Annotated in this window: 17 protein-coding genes; 7 read left to right on the forward strand and 10 right to left on the reverse strand. The window is 73.4% G+C overall.

The genetic code is table 11. The annotated features are described in order from the left end of the window. Positions 1 to 59: 59 nt before the first annotated feature. On the forward strand, positions 60 to 1,034 hold the full coding sequence (locus ACFYON_RS24290; RefSeq protein WP_357710848.1) for an ATP-binding cassette domain-containing protein: 975 nt from the start codon (positions 60 to 62) through the stop codon (positions 1,032 to 1,034). Then, positions 1,031 to 1,813, forward strand: coding sequence for an ABC transporter permease (locus tag ACFYON_RS24295; RefSeq protein WP_387321062.1), 783 nt, complete (start codon positions 1,031 to 1,033; stop codon positions 1,811 to 1,813). Before ACFYON_RS24290 ends, ACFYON_RS24295 begins: the two co-directional genes overlap by 4 nt. Positions 1,814 to 2,246: 433 nt before the next feature. On the opposite strand, the gene ACFYON_RS24300 is transcribed toward ACFYON_RS24295, so the two are convergent. Genes ACFYON_RS24300 through ACFYON_RS24325 form a run of 6 tightly spaced genes read right to left on the reverse strand, consistent with a single transcriptional unit; the run spans position 2,247 to position 8,921 of the window. Then, entirely contained in the window at positions 2,247 to 3,581 is a 1,335-nt protein-coding gene (locus tag ACFYON_RS24300) for a glutamate mutase L (protein WP_354869811.1), read from the reverse strand. 17 nt (positions 3,582 to 3,598) lie between these two features. After that, positions 3,599 to 3,991 carry a hotdog domain-containing protein gene (locus ACFYON_RS24305; RefSeq protein ID WP_355015187.1) on the reverse strand — a complete coding sequence of 131 codons (393 nt, stop codon included), beginning with the start codon at positions 3,989 to 3,991 and terminating at the stop codon, positions 3,599 to 3,601. Then, a complete protein-coding gene (locus ACFYON_RS24310; RefSeq protein WP_355097244.1) occupies positions 3,991 to 4,743 on the reverse strand; it encodes an OAM dimerization domain-containing protein in 753 nt (250 codons plus the stop codon). Before ACFYON_RS24310 ends, ACFYON_RS24305 begins: the two co-directional genes overlap by 1 nt. Further along, positions 4,740 to 6,299, reverse strand: coding sequence for a lysine 5,6-aminomutase subunit alpha (locus ACFYON_RS24315; RefSeq protein ID WP_387257513.1), 1,560 nt, complete (start codon positions 6,297 to 6,299; stop codon positions 4,740 to 4,742). Before ACFYON_RS24315 ends, ACFYON_RS24310 begins: the two co-directional genes overlap by 4 nt. Further along, complete coding sequence (locus tag ACFYON_RS24320) at positions 6,296 to 7,867, reverse strand: amidohydrolase (RefSeq protein WP_387321064.1); 1,572 nt, start codon at positions 7,865 to 7,867, stop codon at positions 6,296 to 6,298. The genes ACFYON_RS24315 and ACFYON_RS24320 overlap by 4 nt, the downstream gene beginning before the upstream one ends. Before the next feature lie 4 nt (positions 7,868 to 7,871). Then, a complete protein-coding gene (locus ACFYON_RS24325; RefSeq protein WP_354869813.1) occupies positions 7,872 to 8,921 on the reverse strand; it encodes a zinc-binding alcohol dehydrogenase in 1,050 nt (349 codons plus the stop codon). A 155-nt stretch (positions 8,922 to 9,076) separates the two neighbouring features. Here ACFYON_RS24325 and ACFYON_RS24330 point away from each other — a divergent pair, with 155 nt between their 5' ends. After that, the gene (locus ACFYON_RS24330) at positions 9,077 to 10,483 is read left to right on the forward strand and encodes a lysine 2,3-aminomutase (RefSeq protein WP_354869516.1); all 1,407 of its coding nucleotides are present in this window, start codon (positions 9,077 to 9,079) and stop codon (positions 10,481 to 10,483) included. Between the two features lie 56 nt (positions 10,484 to 10,539). Here ACFYON_RS24330 and ACFYON_RS24335 read toward each other — a convergent pair whose 3' ends face one another. After that, a complete protein-coding gene (locus ACFYON_RS24335; protein ID WP_354869518.1) occupies positions 10,540 to 10,734 on the reverse strand; it encodes a CsbD family protein in 195 nt (64 codons plus the stop codon). Positions 10,735 to 10,885: 151 nt separating this feature from the next. Here ACFYON_RS24335 and ACFYON_RS24340 point away from each other — a divergent pair, with 151 nt between their 5' ends. Beyond that, on the forward strand, positions 10,886 to 11,497 hold the full coding sequence (locus tag ACFYON_RS24340; RefSeq protein ID WP_354869520.1) for a histidine phosphatase family protein: 612 nt from the start codon (positions 10,886 to 10,888) through the stop codon (positions 11,495 to 11,497). Here ACFYON_RS24340 and ACFYON_RS24345 read toward each other — a convergent pair. Genes ACFYON_RS24345 through ACFYON_RS24355 form a run of 3 tightly spaced genes read right to left on the reverse strand, consistent with a single transcriptional unit; the run spans position 11,430 to position 13,360 of the window. Further along, positions 11,430 to 11,933, reverse strand: coding sequence for an Lrp/AsnC family transcriptional regulator (locus ACFYON_RS24345; RefSeq protein ID WP_354869522.1), 504 nt, complete (start codon positions 11,931 to 11,933; stop codon positions 11,430 to 11,432). The two genes, ACFYON_RS24340 and ACFYON_RS24345, sit on opposite strands and share 68 nt — an antisense overlap. A gap of 59 nt (positions 11,934 to 11,992) precedes the next feature. Next, positions 11,993 to 12,208 carry a DUF433 domain-containing protein gene (locus ACFYON_RS24350; RefSeq protein WP_354869524.1) on the reverse strand — a complete coding sequence of 72 codons (216 nt, stop codon included), beginning with the start codon at positions 12,206 to 12,208 and terminating at the stop codon, positions 11,993 to 11,995. 9 nt (positions 12,209 to 12,217) lie between these two features. After that, on the reverse strand, positions 12,218 to 13,360 hold the full coding sequence (locus ACFYON_RS24355; RefSeq protein ID WP_355095564.1) for an acyl-CoA dehydrogenase family protein: 1,143 nt from the start codon (positions 13,358 to 13,360) through the stop codon (positions 12,218 to 12,220). 330 nt (positions 13,361 to 13,690) lie between these two features. On the opposite strand from ACFYON_RS24355, the gene ACFYON_RS24360 reads away from it, so the two are divergent. The 3 genes from ACFYON_RS24360 to fxsT are packed head-to-tail and all read left to right on the forward strand — an operon-like array spanning position 13,691 to position 20,129. After that, on the forward strand, positions 13,691 to 15,181 hold the full coding sequence (locus tag ACFYON_RS24360; RefSeq protein ID WP_354869528.1) for a hypothetical protein: 1,491 nt from the start codon (positions 13,691 to 13,693) through the stop codon (positions 15,179 to 15,181). Then, the gene (locus ACFYON_RS24365) at positions 15,178 to 16,188 is read left to right on the forward strand and encodes an ATP-binding protein (protein WP_354869530.1); all 1,011 of its coding nucleotides are present in this window, start codon (positions 15,178 to 15,180) and stop codon (positions 16,186 to 16,188) included. The genes ACFYON_RS24360 and ACFYON_RS24365 overlap by 4 nt, the downstream gene beginning before the upstream one ends. Then, positions 16,185 to 20,129, forward strand: a complete 3,945-nt coding sequence (gene fxsT, locus ACFYON_RS24370) for an FxSxx-COOH system tetratricopeptide repeat protein (protein ID WP_387321066.1) — start codon at positions 16,185 to 16,187, stop codon at positions 20,127 to 20,129. Before ACFYON_RS24365 ends, fxsT begins: the two co-directional genes overlap by 4 nt. Positions 20,130 to 20,140 lie beyond the last annotated feature (11 nt).

Below are 20,140 nucleotides of genomic sequence, written 5' to 3' on the forward strand. Positions count from 1 at the left end.
CGGCGCCGCCCGGTGCGCGCGGTACGCGGCCGGTCAGCGACGCCGGGGACGCTGACGCCATGACCGACGACGCGACGGCCGTGCTGGCCGACGGAATACGAAAACGGTACGGCCGCACGACGGCCCTGGACGGCTTCGACCTGGCCGTGCCGGCCGGCACCGTGTACGGGGTGCTCGGCCCCAACGGGGCGGGCAAGACCACGGCGGTGCGGGTCCTCACCACGCTGCTGCGTTTCGACGCCGGCCGGGCCCGGGTGGCCGGGCACGACGTCGCCGCCGAACCCGACCGGGTGCGGGCCGCGATCAGCCTGACCGGCCAGTACGCGGCGGTCGACGAGGTGCTCAGCGGGCGGCAGAACCTGGTGCTGTTCGGCCGGCTGCGGCGGCTGACCGCCCGGCGGGCCCGGCGCCGCGCCGAGGATCTGCTGGACCGGTTCGGCCTGGCCGAGGCCGCCGACCGGTCGGCCGGCGGCTACTCCGGTGGGATGCGCCGCCGCCTGGACCTGGCGGCGAGCCTGGTGGTGCCGCCGCGGGTGCTGTTCCTCGACGAGCCGACCACCGGCCTGGACCCGCGCAGCCGCAACGGTCTGTGGACGGCGGTGCGGGAACTGGTCGCCGACGGCACCACGGTGCTGCTGACCACCCAGTACCTGCAGGAGGCCGACCACCTCGCCGACCGGGTGTGCGTCATCGACGCCGGCCGGGTCGTGGCCGAGGGCACCCCGGAGCGGCTGAAGGCCCGCATCGGCGCCGACCGGCTGGAACTGGTGGTCCGCGACGCGGCGGACCTGCCGGCGGCGGCGGCCCTCGTGGGACGCGCCACCGGCGCGACCACGACGGTGGACGCCGAACTGCGGCGCGTCGACGCGCCGGTGAGCGACCGGATCACCGTGCTCACCGCCGTGCTGCGGGCCCTCGACGACGCCGGGGTCGCGGTGGAGGACGTGCTGGTGCGCCGCCCGACGCTGGACGAGGCGTTCCTGCGGCTCACCGGCGGTCACGCCGACGCGCAGCGGGTGGGGGTGGCGTCGTGAGGGCGCTGGCCGACGGGTGGCTGATGGCCGGACGCAACATGCGGCACGTGGTACGCGCCCCGGAGGAGATCATCCTCTACTTCAGCCTGCCGATCGTGTTCGTGCTGGTGTTCGGCTACGTGTTCGGCAGCGGCATGTCCGTGCCGGGTGACGGCAACTACCGGGAGTTCCTGCTGCCGGGCGTGTTCGTCATGACGATGCTCTACGGTCTCGGCGCGACCGCGTCGGCGATCGCGGTGGACGCCGGCCGGGGCGTGGTGGACCGGTTCCGGTCGCTGCCGATGGCCCGTTCGGCGCTGCTGTCCGGCCGCGCCGGCGCCGACCTGGTACGGGCATGCCTGGAGATGACCACGCTGGTGGTGTGCGGGCTGCTGGTGGGCTGGCACTGGCGCGACGGCGTCGGCCCGGCGCTGGCCGCGGTGGCGCTGATCCTGCTGCTGCGCGTCGCGATGACCTGGGTGGGCATTCTGTTCGGGCTGCTCGTGCCCAACCCGGACACGGTCGCGGTGGTGGTGTTCCCGCTGGCGTTCCCGCTCAGCGCGCTGTCCAACGTGTTCGTGGCGCCGGAGCTGATGCCGGACTGGCTGGGCGCGATCGCCGCCTGGAACCCGCTGTCGGCGACAGTGGCCGCGGCCCGGGACCTGTTCGGCAACCCGGGCCTCGGTGGGGACTCGTGGCCGGCGCGGCACGCGCTGGAACTGGCGATCGTCTGGCCGCTGGCGCTGATCGCGGTGGCCGCGCCGGCGGCGGTGCGCCGCTACCGGCGACTCGGCCGCTGAGCGGGCCGGGCCGCTGACACGGGGGATATCGGGGGGATGAAATCGGGGCGCGGCCGAAGCCGCGCCCCGATGCTCCCAGGCCCTTCCCGGCCGGTGGGGCGAAGACGATCGGCGCCGACCTTCGGACCGACCCGACGTGGACTGGCTGCCCCCGCCTGGCCGTTGTCTACTGGCCGTGCCTCTCACCCTGCCCGTACACCGGTAACCGCGGCCGGTTCGCGCCGCCCCGCCGACCCCCGCCCGCTGGACCTGGCCGCCGCAACCTTCCGGTCGCTCGGCCAGCGGACGAAGGGACGAAGCGAACAACAGCCGCTTCCCGTGGTAGGACTCAAAGACGGTACGGCGCAGACCCCCGCCGCTGTCAACCCACCCCGGCCTGTCGTGTGATGCGACACGGCGTGTCGCGTCGGCGCGTCTCGATCCCGAGCCCGGTTCAGGCGCCCAGGTGGTGCCGCAGCATCGCCGCCGCCGCGCCCGGATGGTCGGCGGCGAGCAGCCCCGCGGCGGCCAGCACGTAGTCCACGTCGACGACCGGGCGGGCCCCCCGCGGCAACGGCCACCCGCCGGCGTGGTCGGTGAGCACCGCGTCGAGCACCGCCGCCGCGTCACCGGGGTCGGCGTGGCGCAGCACCCCACCGGAGCCGACGAGCAGCTTCACCTCCCGCAGGTCCCGCCCGGCCCGCTCCCCCGTCGCCGCGCCCCGCGCGTGCCGCCGCAACGCCACGGTCGCCGCCAGCGCGGCGATACGCCGGTCCACGGCCCGCTCGGCGTCCCCGGCCGGCAGGAACCCCGGATCGGCGGCCCGCACCGCCGCCGCTGCCGCCAGCTCCGGCTCGTCGGCCGCGTCGAGCAGCCGCTCCTCGACCGCGGCGCGCACCACACCGGGCGCGCTCCACCGCATGCCCAGGTCACCCTCGACGGTGCGGGCCCGCCACAGCGTCCCGGCCACCTCCTGGCTCGGGCCGCTGTCACGCTCGTCGGGGGTGAGCACCGAGTACACGTCGGTGGTCGCCCCGCCGACGTCCACCACGGCCAGGTCACCGCCGAGCGTGCCGGCGAGGACCTCCACGCCGGTCAGCACCGCGTCCGGGGTGGCCGCCCGGACCAGCCGCGCGAACCGGGCGCCCCGGGACAGCTTCTTGCCGCCGATGACGTGCCGCAGGAACACCTCCCGGATGGCCGCCCGCGCCGACGCCGGCTCCAGCACCCCGATGCGCGGCAGCACGTTGCCCGCCGCCGTCACCGGCACCCCCGCGCCCGCCAGCAGCGCGTACAGGTCGTCCCGCACCTCGACGTTGCCCGCCAGCACCACCGGCACCCGGAAGCGGGCCTTCGCCAGCCGCGTCGCGTTGTGCGTCACCGTCTCGAAGTCGCCGCCGTCCGTGCCGCCGACGAGCAGCACCACGTCCGGACGGGCCGACCGCAACGCCGCCACGTCCGCGCCGGACAACCGGCCCGCCGCCACGTGCACCACGTTCGCGCCCGCCGACAGACCGACCCGCCGACCCGCCTGAGCGGTCACCAGCGGCTCGTAACCCACCACCGCCAGGCGCAGCCCACCCCCAGCCGACGAACACACGAACCAGGGCGCCTCAGCGACCCCGGCCGACGCGAGGGCCGCGCCGGCCGCGGCGTCCAAGCCGTGCAGCACGTCGGTGCCCACGGTGGTCGGCGCCGACGCCGCCGCGACGAGCCGGCCGCCGTCGAGGTCCACCACCGCCGCCTTCGTGTACGTCGACCCGACGTCGGCGCAGACGACGACGCTCACGCCGGGCTGCCGTTCGTTCACGCCGACGGGGGCACGACCACCGTGCCGGTCGCGGTGACCGCCACGATCGGCTCGTCGAGCACCTCGGCGGCCGACTCGCCCTTGTCCGGGCGGCCCCGGCACACCACAGCCGCGGCGAAGTCGATGGTGCGGCTGCGCGTGCCCACCCGGGTCACCGTCGCCGTCACCTCCAACACGTCACCGGCCTTCATCGGCGCCCGGAACTGCACATCCGCGTACGAGGCGAACAACCCCTCGTCGCCGTCGGTGCGGATGCACACCTCGGTGGCCACGTCACCGAACAACCCCAGCGCGTACGCCCCGTCGACCAGGTTGCCCGCGTAGTGGGCGTGGGAGTACGGCACATACCGGCGGTGGGTGACGGTCAGACCGACACGCGGATCGCTCATCAGGTGTTCGCCTTCCTGGAGGTGATCAGGGCGTGGACGAGGTAGCTGGCGACCTCGCCCGGAGTGGTGCCACGGCCGAAAATTCTGTCCACGCCCAGCTCACCGGTCATCGTCTCGTCGAACCGCGGCCCACCGACGATCAGCAGCGGCCGCTTCCCGGCCGGCATCGCCTCCCGGAACGCCGCCGACATCTCCCGCGTGTTGTGCAGGTGCGCGTCGCGCTGCGTCACCACCTGCGACACCAGCACCGCGTCGGCGCGTTCCCGCCGGGCCGCCTCGACCAGCTCCGGCACGCTCACCTGGGCGCCCAGGTTCGTGACCTTCAGCTCCCGGTAGTACTCCAGGCCCTTCTCCCCGGCGATGCCCTTCACGTTGAGGATCGCGTCGATGCCGACGGTGTGCGCGTCGGTGCCGATGCAGGCACCCACCACCGACAGCTTGCGACGCAGCCGCCGCTTCACCACCGCGTTGACCTCCTTGGCCGACAGCAGCGGATAGTCGCGCTCCACCACCTGCACCTTCGCCAGGTCCACCAGGTGGTTCACCCGCCCGTACACCACGAAGAACGTGAACCCGTCACCGATCGGCTTGGCGTGCACCAGCATCGCCGGGTCCATGCCCATCCTGTTCGCGAGCTGCACCGCCGCGCCCTCACCCCGCTTGTCGTGCGGCACCGGCAACGTGAACGACACCTGCACCATGCCGTCACCGGTGGTGTCCCCGTACGGCCGCACGACCGTCTTCTCGCTCATGAGGGTTGCTCCAGGATCTCCGTGGCCGGGTTGTAGTAGTCCGCCTCGTGCCGCGCCACCCCGTCGAGGCCCTTGCCCCGGTCCGCCGGCCGCTTCATGATCCCGAACGTCCCCTCGGCGATCGCCGTCAGCAACGACTGATCCCCGATGCGCTCCAGCAGGTCCACCGCCTCACCCAGCACCCGGTGCGCCCGCGCCTGGATGAACCCGCCCGGCGCCGGCACGAAGTCCTCGTGCAACCCGCCCGCCGCGCCCAGCACGTACCGCACGTTCTGCAGGGCGATGTCCCGGTCCGACAGCCACGGCGTCACCACCGCCTCGGTCATCATCCCCACCAGCAGGATCCCCTGCCCGGTCATCGTGCCCACCAGATTGAAGAACCCGTCCAGCAGGTTGCCCCGGAACACGTCCCCGGTCATGTGCTTCGTCGGCGGCATCCACTTCAACGGCGCGTCCGGGAACAACTCCCGCGCCAGCAACGCGTGCGCCAGCTCCAACCGGAACGACTCCGGCACATCCGGGTTGATCTCGAACGCGTGCCCCAGCCCCAACTGCCAGTCCGCCAGCCCCGCCTCGTGCGCGAAGAACTCGTTCAGCAACTGCGACACCGTCACCGTGTGCGCCTCGTCCACCGCGTCCGCGGTGGTCAGGTAGTTGTCCTCACCGGTGTTGATGATGATCCCCGCCCGCGCGTGCACCTGCCGCGAGAACCGCTGGTCCACGAACGTGCGGATCGGGTTGATGTCGCGGAACAGGATCCCGTACATCGAGTCGTTGAGCATCATGTCCAGCCGCTCCAGGCCGGCCAGCGTCGCCATCTCCGGCATGCACAGACCCGACGCGTAGTTCGTCAACCGCACGTACCGGCCCAGCTCCTTCGACGACTCGTCCAGCGCCGCCCGCATCAACCGGAAATTCTCCTGCGTCGCGTACGTGCCCGCGAAACCCTCCCGGGTCGCCCCCTCCGGCACGTAGTCCAGCAGCGACTGCCCCGTCGACCGGATCACCGCGATCACGTCCGCGCCGGCCCGCGCCGCCGCCTGCGCCTGCGGAATGTCCTCGTAGATGTCACCGGTCGCCACGATCAGGTAGATCCACGGCCGCCGCTCCGGATCCCCGAACCGCTTGACGAGGCGGTCCCGCTCCGCGCGCCGCCGGTCGATCCGCCGCACCCCCGCGGCGACCGCCTTGCGCGACGCCCGCCGCGCCGCCGTCGCCGCCTTCCCCGACGGCTGCGCGAACCGCACCGACCCGGCCGCCGCCTTCTGCGCCAGCAACGTCACATCGGTGATGCCCTCACGCGCCAGCGCGTCGAACACCGGCGCCGCCACCCCGTGACCCAGCCCCACATCCGCAACCACCGCGTCCACCAGCCGGTTCACCCACGGAATGCCGTCCGGGTCCGCGCCGGTCACCCCCGCCAGCCGCAGCACCGCCCGCTCCACCGACACCGTGGTGTGGCTGCGCGCCAGATCCACCACCGGCTGCCCGGCCCGGCGCGCCAACTCCCGCGCCCGCGCCACCAGCGCCGGATCCAGCCCAAGCTTCCCTGTCACGAAGACCCTTCCTGATAGATCACGTCACCGCGCAACACAGTGGCCCGGCACACCGGCAGGGGCGTCGGATCGTCCGCGCCCCGCAACTCCGGATCCTCGGCCAGCACCACCGGCAACCCCCGCTCCACGCCCGCCGGGGTGTCCCACACCGCGAACGTCGCCGGCGCCCCCAACGCCAGCACACCCTCGTTGTCCAGATGCACCGCCCGCCAGCCGCCGCGCGTGTGCGCCGCGAACGCCGCCCGCACACTCATCCGCTGCGCCGGATTGTGATGCGCTGCCGCCGCCCGCACCGACCCCCACGGATCAACCGGCGTCACCGGCGAATCCGACCCGAACGCGAGCGCCACCCCGACACCGTGCATCGCACCCATCGGATTCGACTCCAGCGACCGCGCCAACCCCAGCCGCGACTCGTACATCCGGCCCGCGCCGCCCCACAACCTGTCGAACGCCGGCTGCATCGACGCCACGATCCCGAACTCCACGAACCCGGCGATCAACGCCTTGCTCATGATCTCCGCGTGCTCCACCCGGTGCCGGGCCGCCCGCAACCGGTCCGTGCCCAGCGTCCGCGCCGCCAGCCCGAACCCCTGAAGCACCGTCCCGATCGCCGCGTCCCCGATCGCGTGGAACCCGCCCTGCATCCCGTGCGCCGCACAGTCCAGCAGATGATCACGGACCTGCTCCGCCGACACGTACCCGTGCCCGCACGCCCCCGCCTCACCGTCCAGGTACGCCGCCGACACGTGCGCCGTCCGCGACCCCAGCGCCCCGTCGGCGAACAGGTCACCACCCGCGCCCACCGCGCCCAGCTCCCGGGCCTTCGCCGCACCCAGCAGCTCACCCCAGTACCCGTACACCTCCGGCGCCCCGGCCCCCGACAACGCCAGCAGCCCGGTGAAGTCCTCCTCGTCGGAGATGTCCGGACCACCGCACTCGTGCACCGCCGCCACACCCAGCGACGCCGCGTGCTCCAGGGCCCGCCGCTGCGCCGCCACCCGCTGCGCCCGCGTCACCGACCCGAACGCCGCCGCCCGCACCACGTGGTGCGCGTCCCGCCGCAACCACCCCGACGCGTCGTACCCGGCCGCCGACACCACCTGCGGACACGCCGCCAGCGACGCCGCCGACACCAGCGCCGAATGGATCGACGCCTGCGACAGGTACACCCGCCGCCCACCGGCCGCCCGATCCAGCGCCGCCGCATCCGGCAACGCCGCCTCCACCCAGCCCGACTCGTCCCAGCCGTGCCCCAGCACCACCGCGTCATCCGGCAGACCCGCCGCGAACGCCGACACCGCCGCCAGCAACTCACCCGCCGACCGCACCGCCGACAGATCCAGCCCCGACAACGCCAACCCGGTATCCGTCGCGTGCACGTGCGCGTCCACGAACGCCGGCGTCACCAGCGCACCACCCAACTCCACCACCCGGTCCGCCCGCGGCGCCTCCGCGTCCATACCCAACCAGGCGATCCGCCCGCCGCGCACCAGCAGCGCCGTCGCGCTCGGGTCGGCCGGACAGTGCAGCACTCCGCCGCGATACAGCGTCGAGGGGTTCGTCATGGTGTCAGTCTGCCGAAAGACGCGCCTCGAACAGGCCGCGCACCCCCGGCTCGGCCCGCAACAGGTCCAGCGCCAGCGTCGCGTGCCCCGGCACGTACCCGTTGCCCACAAGCATCGTCACGTCCGCCGCCAGGCCCTCCGCGCCCAGCGCCGCCGCCGCGAAACTCGTCGCCATCGAGAAGAAGATCACCGTACCGCCGTCCGCCGTGGCCAGCACCGCGCCGTGTTCACACCCCGGCACGTCCACGCACACCACAGTCACGTCCGCCGGCACACCCAGCGCCGTCGTCACCGCCGTCGACAACCCCACCGGATCCCGTGCGTCAGCCAGCGCCACCGCGTCGGCCAGCCCGGCCGCCGTCAGCGCCTCCCGCTCCGCCTCCACCGGAACCACCCCGACGGTACGGACGGCGCCCGCCCGCCGCGCCGCCGCCAGCGACAACGACCCGCTCTTGCCGGCACCACCGATCACCGCCACCGACACCGGACGCGGATCACCCTCACGGGAACGTCGCGCCACCTGCTCGGCCACCACCCGCGCCGTCAACGCCGGCGCCCCGCACACGTCCAGCACCGCCAGGGACAACTCCGGGTGCAGGTCCGGCGGCAGCACCGCCGCGATCGACCGGGCGAACAGGATCGCGTACCCGTCGCACGGCACCTGCTCGCTGCGCCCGTCCCACCGGGCCAGCCCGTCGGTGATCGTCAGCGGCGTCAACGTCAGCGACACGAGCGTCGCCACCCGGTCACCCGCCCGCAGCCCCAGCGGCGACCGGCGCCCCGCCTCCTCGACAGTGCCGATCAGCATCCCGCCGGAACCGGTCACCGGGTTCTGCATCTTGCCCCGGGTCGACACGATCTCCAGCACCTCGGCGCGGACCTTGTCCCCGTCACCGCCGTGCTTCTCCGCCAGCTGCCGGAAACTCGCCGCGTCCAGGTTCAGCCGCTCGACCCGGATCCGCACCTCGTTCGCCCCGATTCGCGGGTCGGGGTCCAGTCGCCAGGCCGCCTGCGGCAGCACCCCCGCCGGTTCCACGACTCGGTGCAGACCCACCGGTGACGTCACGCCGACCCCCTATGTTCAGCCGCCCGAACCCCTGGCCAGGGCTCGCGTCGCGGGAAAACTTCCGGCAGACTAATTTCTTCACCGCAGATTTTCCAGTAGCCTACGCATCCGTTGATCAACCCGCACGCAGACGAGGAGGGGCCGTGACCCAGACCCAACCGGTGGAGAGCATCCCGACGCCCCGCCCCGCGCCGGTCGCCGTCCCGACCGCCGGACAGCCCTACGAATACCGCCGCGCGCCCCTCGTCGAACCCGACTGGACCCGCTTCCCCGGCTGGCGCCACATCACCCGCGACCAGTGGGAGAGCGCCCAGTGGCAGCGGGTCAACTGCGTCAAGAACATCAAGCAGCTCCGCGCCGTCCTCGGCGACACCGTCGACGAGACGTTCTACGCCGACCTGGAGGCCGACCAGAAGGCCCTGGCCACCATGTCCATGCTCGTGCCGCCACAGATGCTCAACACCATGGTGCCGCATCAGCCGATGAGCACCGAGGCGCTGCTCGCCGACCCGATCCGCCGCTACATGATCCCGGTCGCCTCCGACCGGCGCACCGACTGGCCCTCGCACCCGTACGCCAGCCGCGACAGCCTCCACGAGCACGACATGTGGGTCGCCGAAGGGCTCACCCACCGCTACCCCACCAAGGTCCTCGCCGAACTGCTCTCCACCTGCCCGCAGTACTGCGGGCACTGCACCCGCATGGACCTCGTCGGCAACTCCACCCCCGCCGTCGACAAGCTCAAGCTCACCCTGAAGCCGGTCGACCGCTACGACGCCCACATCACCTACCTCAAGGCCCACCCCGGCGTACGCGACGTGGTCGTCTCCGGCGGCGACGTCGCCAACGTGCCGTGGCGCAACCTCGAGTCGTACCTGATGCGCCTGCTGGAGATCGAGACGATCCGCGACATCCGGCTCGCCACCAAGGCCCTCATGGGCCTGCCCCAGCACTGGCTGCAGCCCGACGTGGTCGAGGGCCTCGAACGGGTCGCCCGCACCGCCGCCCGCCGCGGCGTCAACCTGGCCATCCACACTCACGTCAACCACGCCCAGTCGCTGACCCCGCTGGTCGCCAAGGCCGCACAGACCGCGCTCGACGTCGGCGTACGCGACGTGCGCAACCAGGGCGTGCTCATGCGCGGCGTCAACGCCACCAACGCCGACCTGCTCGACCTGTGCTTCGCGCTGCAGGGCGAGGCGGGCATCCTGCCGTACTACTTCTACATGTGCGACATGATCCCCAACGCCGAGCACTGGCGTGTCCCGGTCTGGCACGCCCAGCAGCTCCAGCACGACATCATGGGCTACCTGCCCGGCTACGCCACCCCACGGATCGTCTGCGACGTGCCGTTCGTCGGCAAGCGCTGGGTGCACATGCTCACCGACTACGACCGCGAGCGCGGCATCTCCTACTGGACCAAGAACTACCGCACCTCGATCGAGTCGGCGGACCTGGAGGCGCTGAACAAGCGGTACGCCTACTACGACCCGATCGACACGCTGCCGGAGGCCGGCCAGGCCTGGTGGCGCGCGCACCGCGACGACTGATCCCACGCACCCGACGGCGGGCCACCTCGCGATGAGGTGGCCCGCCGTTCGCGTACTCACTTGGTGAAGGCGTCCTTGACGTCGCGGCCGGCCTGCTTGGCGTGCTCCCCGGCCTGCCGGGCCCGCGCCGTGCTCTGCTCGGAGGCGCCGTCGGCCCGCAACCGCTCGTTGTCGGTCACGTCGCCGATGCGCTCCTTGGCCAGGCCGCTGATCTCCTGAGCCTTGTTCTTGGCCTTGTCGGTGAAGCTCATGTCGCTCTCCGATCGTCCGGCTGAGCCTTGCCCTTGCCGCGTTCCCGGTATCTGTCGTTCCGAACGCCGTGTGGTGTCCCACATCGCGTACGGCATCCTAGGACAATAGGTTGAAGAGGTCGGCGTACCGGCGACGTGATTGACTGGGCCGGTGAACGAGATCCTGCTGATCCGGCACGGTGAGACTGCCTGGAGCGCCGCCCACCGGCACACCTCGTACACGGATCTCGAACTGACCCCCGACGGCGAGCGGCAGGCTGCCGCGCTGGCTCCCCTGCTCGCCGGCCGGCGCTTCGCCCGGGTGCTGTCCAGCCCTCGGCGGCGCGCCACCCGCACCGCCGAGCTGGCCGGGCTCACCGTGGACGCGATCGAACCCGACCTGGCCGAGTGGAACTACGGCGAGTACGAGGGCCGCACCACCGCGGACATCCAGCGGGAGCGGCCGGACTGGTCGATCTGGACCGACGGCGGCCCCGGTGGGGAGTCACCGCACCAGGTGGGCGACCGCCTTGACCGGGTACTGGGTCGGGTGACAGCGCTGCTGGAGCAGGGCGACGTCGCGCTGGTCGGACACGGGCACAGCCTGCGGGTGCTGGGCGCGCGCTGGATCGGGCTGCCGCCCTCGGCCGGCGCGCTGCTGCGGCTGGACACCGCGACGCTCAGCGTGCTCGGTCACGAGCACGGCCGGCGGGTGGTCAGACGGTGGAACCTGCCGGCTCCGACGCCGGCCGGGGACGCCCCCGGCCGGACAGCTCGCCACTGATCTTCGGCGGCCGGTTCTCGTACGGCGTGGACAGCACCACTGTCGTCCGCGTGGTGACGTTCGCGGAGGTGCGGATCTCCTGCAGCACCCGTTCCAGGTCGGCCGGGCTGGCCACCCGCACCAGCAGGAGGTAGAAGTCCTCCCCCGCCACCGAGTAGCACGAGTCGATCTCGGACAGGTGCGCCAGCCGCTCCGGCGCGTCGTCCGGCTGCGACGGGTCGAACGGCCGGATCGCCACGAACGCGGTCAGCGGCAGATCCAGCGCCTCGAACGACACCCGCGCGGCGTACCCCTTGATCACCCCGCGCTGCTCCAACCGGCGGACCCGCTGGTGCGCGGCCGACACCGACAGGCCCACCCGCTCGGCCAGGTCCGTGTACGACAGCCGACCGTCCCCGGTCAGCGCGGCGACGATGGCACGGTCGATCTCCTCCACGCGCTGCACCCTAGCCGGAAAAGCGCTCCCACGCCGCACCCGGCCCGCCGCGGTGGTCCTCAGCGCGCCGTCCGGTCACGCACCGCGTCCGCGGCGTAGTTCAGCACCTCCGCCATGTCCTCCTCGTCCAGGAACGGCAGGTCGGTGAGGATGTCTGTGACGGACATGCCGTCGGCCATCATGGCCAGCAGGGTGGCCACGGGGACGCGCGACTGCCGCACGCAGGGCGCACCCCCCATGACGTCGGGGTCCACGGTGATCCGGGGGAAGGTCACCGCGACAGGCTAGCCCTTCGCCAGCGCGCGGGAGATGACCAGCCGCTGGATCTGGTTGGTGCCCTCGACGATCTGCAGCACCTTGGCCTCGCGCATGCACCGCTCGACCGGGTGGTCGGCGACGTACCCGGCGCCGCCGAGCACCTGCACCGCGTCGGTGGTCACCCGCATCGCCACGTCGGTGGCGAACAGCTTCGCCTTCGCCGCCTCGATCGAGTACGGGCGGCCGGCGTCGCGCAGCCGCGCGGCGGCGAGCGTGAGCGCCCGGGCCGCGGAGATCTGGGTGGCGGCGTCGGCCAGGTTGAACCCGAGCCCCTGGAAGTCGATGATCGCGCGGCCGAACTGACGGCGCTCCCGGGCGTACCCGACCGCGTAGTCCAGCGCGCCCTGGGCCAGGCCCACCGCGCACGCGGCGATGCCCAGGCGACCCGAGTCCAGCGCGGACATGGCGATGGCGAACCCGGCGCCCTCGCCGCCGATCAGCCGCTCCGCCGGCACCCGGGCGTCGTCGAAGGCGATCTGCGCGATCGGCGAGGCGTGCAGGCCCATGGTGCGCTCGGCGGCCTGCGGGTGGATGCCCGGCGTGGACCGGTCGGCCAGGAGGCAGGAGATGCCCTTCGGGCCGGGACCGCCGGTGCGGCAGAAGATGTTGTAGAAGTCGGCGACCCGGGCGTGCGTGATCCACGCCTTGGTGCCGGTCACCACGTACGCGTCGCCGTCGCGCACCGCCCGCGTGGTCAGCGACGCGGCGTCCGAGCCACCTTGCGGCTCGGAGAGGCAGTACGCCCCGAGCAGCTCCCCACCGATCATGTCGGGCAGCAGTTTGCGCTGCTCGTCGGTGCCGAACTGGGCCAGCGGATAGCAGGACAGCGTGTGCACGCTGACCGCCTCGGCCACGGCGAGCCACCGGCTGGCGAGGATCTCCAGCACCTGGAGGTACACCTCGTACGGCTGGTCGGCGCCGCCGTGCTCCTCGGCGTACGGCAAACCGAGCAGGCCGGCCCGGCCCAGAGTGCGCAGCACCTCCCGGGGGAACTCGCCGCGGGACTCGAAACCGGCGGCTGCCGGGGCCAGCTCGCGGTCGGCGAGTTCGGTGGCGAGGTCCAGCAGGTCGTGGGCCTCGTCGGTGGGCAGGATCCGGTCGACGTTCATAGCGCGGTGAGCTCCGTGGGGTGGGTGAGCCGGTGCGGCGTCCGGGGTACGGACACGTTCAGCTTAACGTTCGTTCGGGTAGGGAAGGGAGCGCCTCCGCGCACGCCCCGTGGTCGCCACGTGACCGCACCGTCAGAATGGTGCGTGCTCGGCCGTCATCGATCGGAGGACGCCGATGGATGACGCCGCCGGTGTCGGAGACCGGACAGTCTACGTGAGACGGTCTCCACCACTGCGATCATGGACGTCCATCGCCGCCGCCCGTCGCCGTGCCGTCGCGGCCCCGCCGGTCGGCCCTGTTCCCCCGCCGCGTGACGAACCGGATGACACATGACGCAGCTTCCGTCTCCCGGCGCCGACCCCCGGCGCCGCATCGAGGAGGAACTGGTCGAGCTGCTGTCCGGGATGCGCCTGCTCCAGGAGGCCGACAGCCGCCAGCAGCTGGTCGTCCGGCTGCGCGAGCGGCTGTCCGACCAGGGCCTCAACGACCATCGCAACCCCCGCGCGCAGAGCGAGGAGATCGTCCGCGTCTGCCGGGCCGACCTGGGCGCCCTGGTCGACGTCGTCGCCCTCTTCGGGCCGGCCGCGGCCCAGCTCGACCGGCTGCGCCGACTGCACCACGAGACCGACGTGGTGGAGCTGCTGACCCCCGCGGACTGGACCGAGCTGCGTCCGGCGCTGTCCACGCACCGCCCGGACTCGCTCGGCTGGCTCTACCAGCGGGCCACCGACCACACGACCGCCACACCCCCGTCGTGGTGCGTCAGCGCCTGGGACGTCTTCGTCTACCTGACCGGACAGAACGCGCCCGCGCGCGGGCTGCCCCCGAACATGCTCTTCCTGGTCCTGCTGGAGCACGACGTGGACACCGCCACGGCCCGCGCTATCCGCGACCGCAACCAGCGGCAGGCCAGCCTGCTGGGTCTGACCGGGGACCTGGACCTGCGGCGGGCCCGGGTCAACGCCGGCGACCAGACCCCCGAGCCGTACGTCTACCTGGTGATCCAGGTCGAGCCGGACCTCGCCCCCGGCAGCACCGTCTACACCGTCTCCCACTACCGGCAGTGGCAGGGCGCGCAGGGCTGGCACTCCCGCCGCCACGGCCAGCTCACCGACGTCGCGTACGCGGACCTGGAGGCGACGGTGGAGCGGATCGTCCACCAGATGGAGATCGAGTGGTCGGACCGGCGGGCCGACGTCGCCGTCGAGCTGGTCCTGCCGGTGGAGCTGCTCAACGAGGACGTCGCCTGGTGGCGTAAGGAGGCGGCCAGCGCCCACCTGGAGCAGAAGGTGCTGGCGATGGACTACCCGGTGGTCGTCCGCAGTCTCGACCGGCTGCGCCAGCCCGAGTGGCACCGGGCGTGGCGGCGCCGCTGGGAACACCTCCAGGCCGAGCCGGCGCACAGCCGCCTCTTCCGCAGCCGGCCCGACGGCACGGCGTACTTCACCCGGCTGGAGGCCGAGCTGACCGCCGACCTGAGCTGGTCGACGCTGCTGCTCAGCTCCGCGCCGGCGACGGCGCCGGAGAACCGGTTCGGCTTCAAGGAAGTGATGACCGCCCTGCGGGCGGGTCTGCCGGTGATCGTCTGGCACCGCACCCGCCCGTCCGACACGGAGTTCTGGGAGGAGATCCGGGACATGACCGCCGACGGACGCATCGCGCGCCTCCCGGTGCACGCCCGGCGGGCGCGGCTGGACGCGCTCGCCCTGGAACCGCACACCGAGCGGCACAACGGCCGCCACCTGGTGCTGCTCTGGGACGATCCGGACCGCACCCCGGAGCTGAACCGGCCGGACGACCGGCTGGGGTGGCCGGCATGAGCGCGCCGGGGAACGCCGGCTGGCGCGTCTACCGGGGCACCGGGGAGCCGATCGACCCGGCCGAGCGGGACCGGCGCTGGCCGGCGCCGCCGCGCTGGCGTGCCTTCGACGGCGGGCCGGACGAGCCGCCGGCACCCGCCGAGGATCCGGACCGGGAGCGTCGGCTCGGCCCGGTCACGACCCGCCACCCGGACCCCGGCGAGGTGGACCTGGTCAACGCGGCGCTGTTGCTCCGCCGCCCGCTGCTGGTCACCGGCCGGGCCGGCTCCGGCCGGTCCAGCCTGGCCTACCGGATCGCCCGGGAGCTGGGCCTCGGCCGGGTGCTGCACTGGCCGGTCAGCACGCACGACACGGTCCGCGCGGGCCTCTGGCAGCACGACCCGCTCGGGCGGGTGCGCGCGGGGCAGAGCCCCGGCCGGTCCGTCGGGGAGGAACTCGGCGAGCACCTCAGTCTCGGGCCTCTGGGCACCGCGCTGCTGCCCTACCGCATCCCCCGGGTGCTGCTCATCGACGAACTGGACCAGAGCGACATCGACCTTCCCCAGCAACTGCGTACCGTGTTCGACGACGGCGGCTTCGCCATTCCCGAGCTGGTCCGGGCGGCGCCGCGCAGCCCCGAGGTGACGGTGCACACGGCCGACCCGGGCGGCCGGGCCACGGTGCGCGGCGGCCGGATCCGGTGCCACGAGTTCCCGCTGGTGGTGATGACCTGCACCGAGGACCGGGCGTTCCCGCCGGCGTTTTTGCGCCACTGCCTGCGGCTGCGGATGGCCGACCCGGACGAGGCGACCCTGCTGGGGATGGTGGACGCCCACTTCGCCGGGCGTCCACCGGCCGCCGCCGGGCTGGTGCGGGCGTTCCTGGACCGGCAACGCGATCCGGACGCGCCCACACTGGACCAGCTCCTCGACGCGGTGCAGCTCGCCACCGCCGAGGGGGGCGAGGCCGACTGGGACCGCCTCGCCGAGGTGCTGTGGCGTGGCGGGCCGACGGCGGACCCGGAATGACGGTGCCGGCCCGGCTCGCCGTCGGCCCGGCCGGTCCCGGCACGGCCTCCGGCGAGGAGAACCTCGCCGAGGTGCTGCGTCCCTTCCGGCGGCTGGTCTCGCCGCGGGAACTGATCGTGTACGACGAGGAGGCCACCGCCGCCCAGGCCGAGGCCGGCCTGGTCCGGCCCGTGCTGCGGCGGGCCGCCCGGGCTCGCTGGGACGCGGTGCTCGTGGTGGACGACCACCCGTCGATGACGGTCTGGTCGGCCCGGGTGCGGACCTTCGTCACGCTGCTGCGCCGGCACGTGGCCTTCCACGACGTACGCGTGTGCCGCCTCTCCACCGGCGGGACCGGCCCCGAGGAGGTGGTGCTGCGCCACGGTCGCCACGGCCCGGCCGTGCCCGCGGGGACGGGACTGCCGACGGTACGGCGGCACCGGATCGTCCTGGTGCTCTCCGACGGGGCCGCCCCGGCCTGGCGGAGCGGAGCGGCGCTGCCGCACCTGCGGGCGTGGGCGCAACGCCACCCGGTGGCCGTTCTGCACCTGCTGCCGCAGCAGATGTGGCACCGGGGCGGCCTCGCCGCGCAGCGTCTGGGCCTGCGGGCGCCCCGGGCCGGGGTGCCGAACGCCCGCCTGTGGTGGCGGCAGCCGGACCCGCTCCGGGCGCTGCCCGACCTGGGCCGTCCGGCGGATCCCGACGCCATCCCGGTGCCGGTGGTGGAGCTGCGGACCCGCTGGCTGGCCGCCTGGGTGGACCTGATCGCGGGCCGCCATCCGCGCTGGGTCGACCTGCCGGCCGTGCTGGCGTACGCCCGGACGCCGCAACCGCCCGAACGGCGTGCGCCGCAGCGGTGGGATCCGGCGGCGGCGGTACGCGAGTTCGTCTCCTGGGCGTCACCGACGGCGCTGCGGCTGGCCACCGGCCTGGCCGCGGCGCCGCTGGAGCCGGCGGTGATCGCGGTGGTCCGCGACGAGGTGGTGCGGGAGGCCGGCGACGTGCACCTCGCCGAGGTGTTCACCGGCCCGCTGGTCGAGCCGCGACCGGGACGGGCGGGCGTCGGCTTCCGCCCCGGCGTCCGGGAGGAGCTGCTGGCGACTGGCCGCCGGGCCGACACGGCACGGGTCTGGCGGGCCCTCGCGGCGCGGCTCGGCCCGGACCGGCCGGAGCTGGCGGCGTGGGGCCGGGTGCTGTCCGACCCGGACGGCACGCCGCTGGACCCGGCGGGTTCCGTCGCCCGGATCGAGATGGCGGTGCTGCGCGCGCTGTCCGGTCGCTATCTGGGGCGGGCCCGGCGGCTGCGCGAGGCGATCGAGCCGGACACGCCGGGCGAACGCGACGTCCGCGACACTCCCGCATCGCGGGGCACGAATGTCATCATGGCGGTAGGCGAAGATGCCGACGTCCCCCGTAGCGTCCCCGCTGAAGGAGCCGGTTTGTCGTCGACCCCAGTGGACGCCACCACCCCGAGCCGGACCCCCGCCGTCTGGGGCAACGTCCCGCCACGTAACCCGAACTTCACCGGCCGCGCCGACCTGCTCGCCCTGCTGCACCGGCAGATACAGGGCGGCACCACGGCGGTGCTGCCGCACGCGCTGCACGGCATGGGCGGGGTGGGCAAGTCGCATCTCGCCGTCGAGTACGTCTACCAGCATCAGGGCGAGTACGACCTGATCTGGTGGATCCCCGCCGAGCGCGCCACCCAGATCGGCGCCTCGCTCGTCGAGCTGGCCCACCGGATGAACCTGACCGCCGGGCCGGACGTGGGCAGCGCCCGCCTCGCTGTGCAGGAGGCGCTGCGGCTCGGCCGGCCCCACCCGCGCTGGTTGCTGATCTTCGACAACGCGGAGAGCCCCGAGGTGCTCCTGCCGTACCTGCCCATCGGCGGCTCCGGCAGCATCATGATCACCTCGCGCAACCCGCAGTGGGCCACCATGGCGCGCACGCTCGAGGTGAACGTCTTCACCCGCACCGAGAGCGTCGAGCTGCTCCGCCGGCGCGGCCCGGAACTCACCGACGAACAGGCCGACCAGCTCGCCGAGGCGCTCGGCGACCTGCCGCTGGCCCTGGAACAGGCCGCCGCCTGGCGTGCCGAGACCGGCATGCCGGCCGAGGAGTACCTGCGGCTGTTCGAGGAGAAGCGGGTCGAGCTGCTCGAACAGGCACCCCCGATGGACTACCAGCTCCCGGTGGCCGCCGCGTGGAACGTCTCGCTGGACCGGCTGGTGGTCGCCAACCCGGCCGCGTTCCGCCTGCTGCAGGTGTGTTCCTTCCTCGCCCCGGAGCCCATCCCCCGCACGCTGTTCAGCGGCGCGCAGAACGCCGACATCCACCCCGACCTCAACGGCGCGCTGCGCGACCCGATGCGGCTCGGCCGGGCGATCCGCGACATCAACAGGTACGCGCTGGCCCGTGTCATCCACCGCACCAACTCGATCCAGATGCACCGGCTGATCCAGGCGGTGCTCCTTGACCGGATGAACGACGCCGAACGTGACGCCATGCGCGCCAGCGCCCACCGGCTGCTCGCCACCGGCGACCGCAACGACCCGGACACGCCCGGCAACTGGCCCAGCTACGCCGACCTGTACCCGCACGTGCTGGTCTCCGGCGCGGTCGAGTCCGCCCAGGGCTGGGTGCATCAGCTCGTCTACAACGAGGCCCGCTACCTCTACTGGTGGGGCGACATGGAGGCGTCGCTGGAGCTGTCCCGGCACGCCTACCAGACCTGGCGGGAGCGGCTCGGCGAGACCGACCCGATGACGCTCCAAGTCGGTCAGTGGCTCGGTTTCATGCTCTACCGGCTCGGCCGGCACTCCGAGGCCGCCGACCTGAACACCCGGATCCTGCGGGCCCACGAGAGCGCCGCCGCCGAGGACACCGAGGAGCTGTTGAGCGCCCTCGGCGCGGTCGCCGCCGACCTGCGGGTCGCCGGCGACTTCACCCAGGCCCTCCGGATCGACGAGGACGTCTACCGGCGGCACGTGGCGCTGCTCGGCGAGGACGACCCGAGCACGCTCAACGCCGCCCACAACCTCGCCGTCAGCCTGCGTCTCACCGGTGACATGCGGCGGGCCTTCGCGGTCGACCAGGCCACCTACGCGCACCGGGTGCTGCTGTTCGGCGAGGACCACGCGCAGACGCTGGAATCCCTGCTGAACCTCATCATCGACCGGCGGGAACTGGGCGAGTACCTGCCCGCACGGGCCGAGATGCAGAACGTGGTGGACCGGCTGCCGCTGGTCTGGGGCAGCGCCCAGACGCAGACGCTGCTGGCCCGCCGCCGGCTGGCCTCCGCGGTGCGCAAGGCCGGCGACCACGTCGCCGCCCGCGCCCTCTCCCAGGAGGTACGCGACGGCTTCGCCGCCCGATACGGCGAGGCCCACCCGGACACGCTGCTCGCCGCGTTCGGTCTCGCCGTCGACCTGCGCGCCACCGGCGAACTGGACGCCGCGGCGCAACTCAGCGAGGAGATCGGCGAGCACTACCGGCAACTGTTCGGCGACGAGCACCCGTACACGGTGGCGGCCCGGGCGAACGCGGCGATCGTGCACCGGCTGCGTGGCGACGCGGCGCGGGCGCGGGCGATGAACGAGGCGGGTCTGGCGGTGCTCACCCGCCGGCTGGGCGGGGATCATCCGCTGGCCCTGGCCGCGTCCATCAACCTCGGCAACGACCTCTTCGTGCTCGGGGAGCACCAGGCCGCGTACGAGCTGGACCGGGCGACAGTGGAGCGGGCGCGGGAGGTGTTCGGGCCGGAGCACCCGACCACGCTGATCGCGCTGGGCAACCTGGCGATGGACCTGATCGCGCTGGGCCGGAACGCGGAGGGGCGGGCGCTGCTCGACGAGACCGGCCCGACGTTCCACCGGACCCTCGGCGACACGCACCCGGCGACCCGAGCCGGTCTGGACCCGACGGTCCGCGGCGACTGCGACCTGGACCCGATGCCGTTGTAGCCGGGGTCCAC

Origin of the sequence: Micromonospora sp. NPDC005686 (assembly GCF_042871665.1) — a bacterium.
Lineage (GTDB): Bacteria > Actinomycetota > Actinomycetes > Mycobacteriales > Micromonosporaceae > Micromonospora.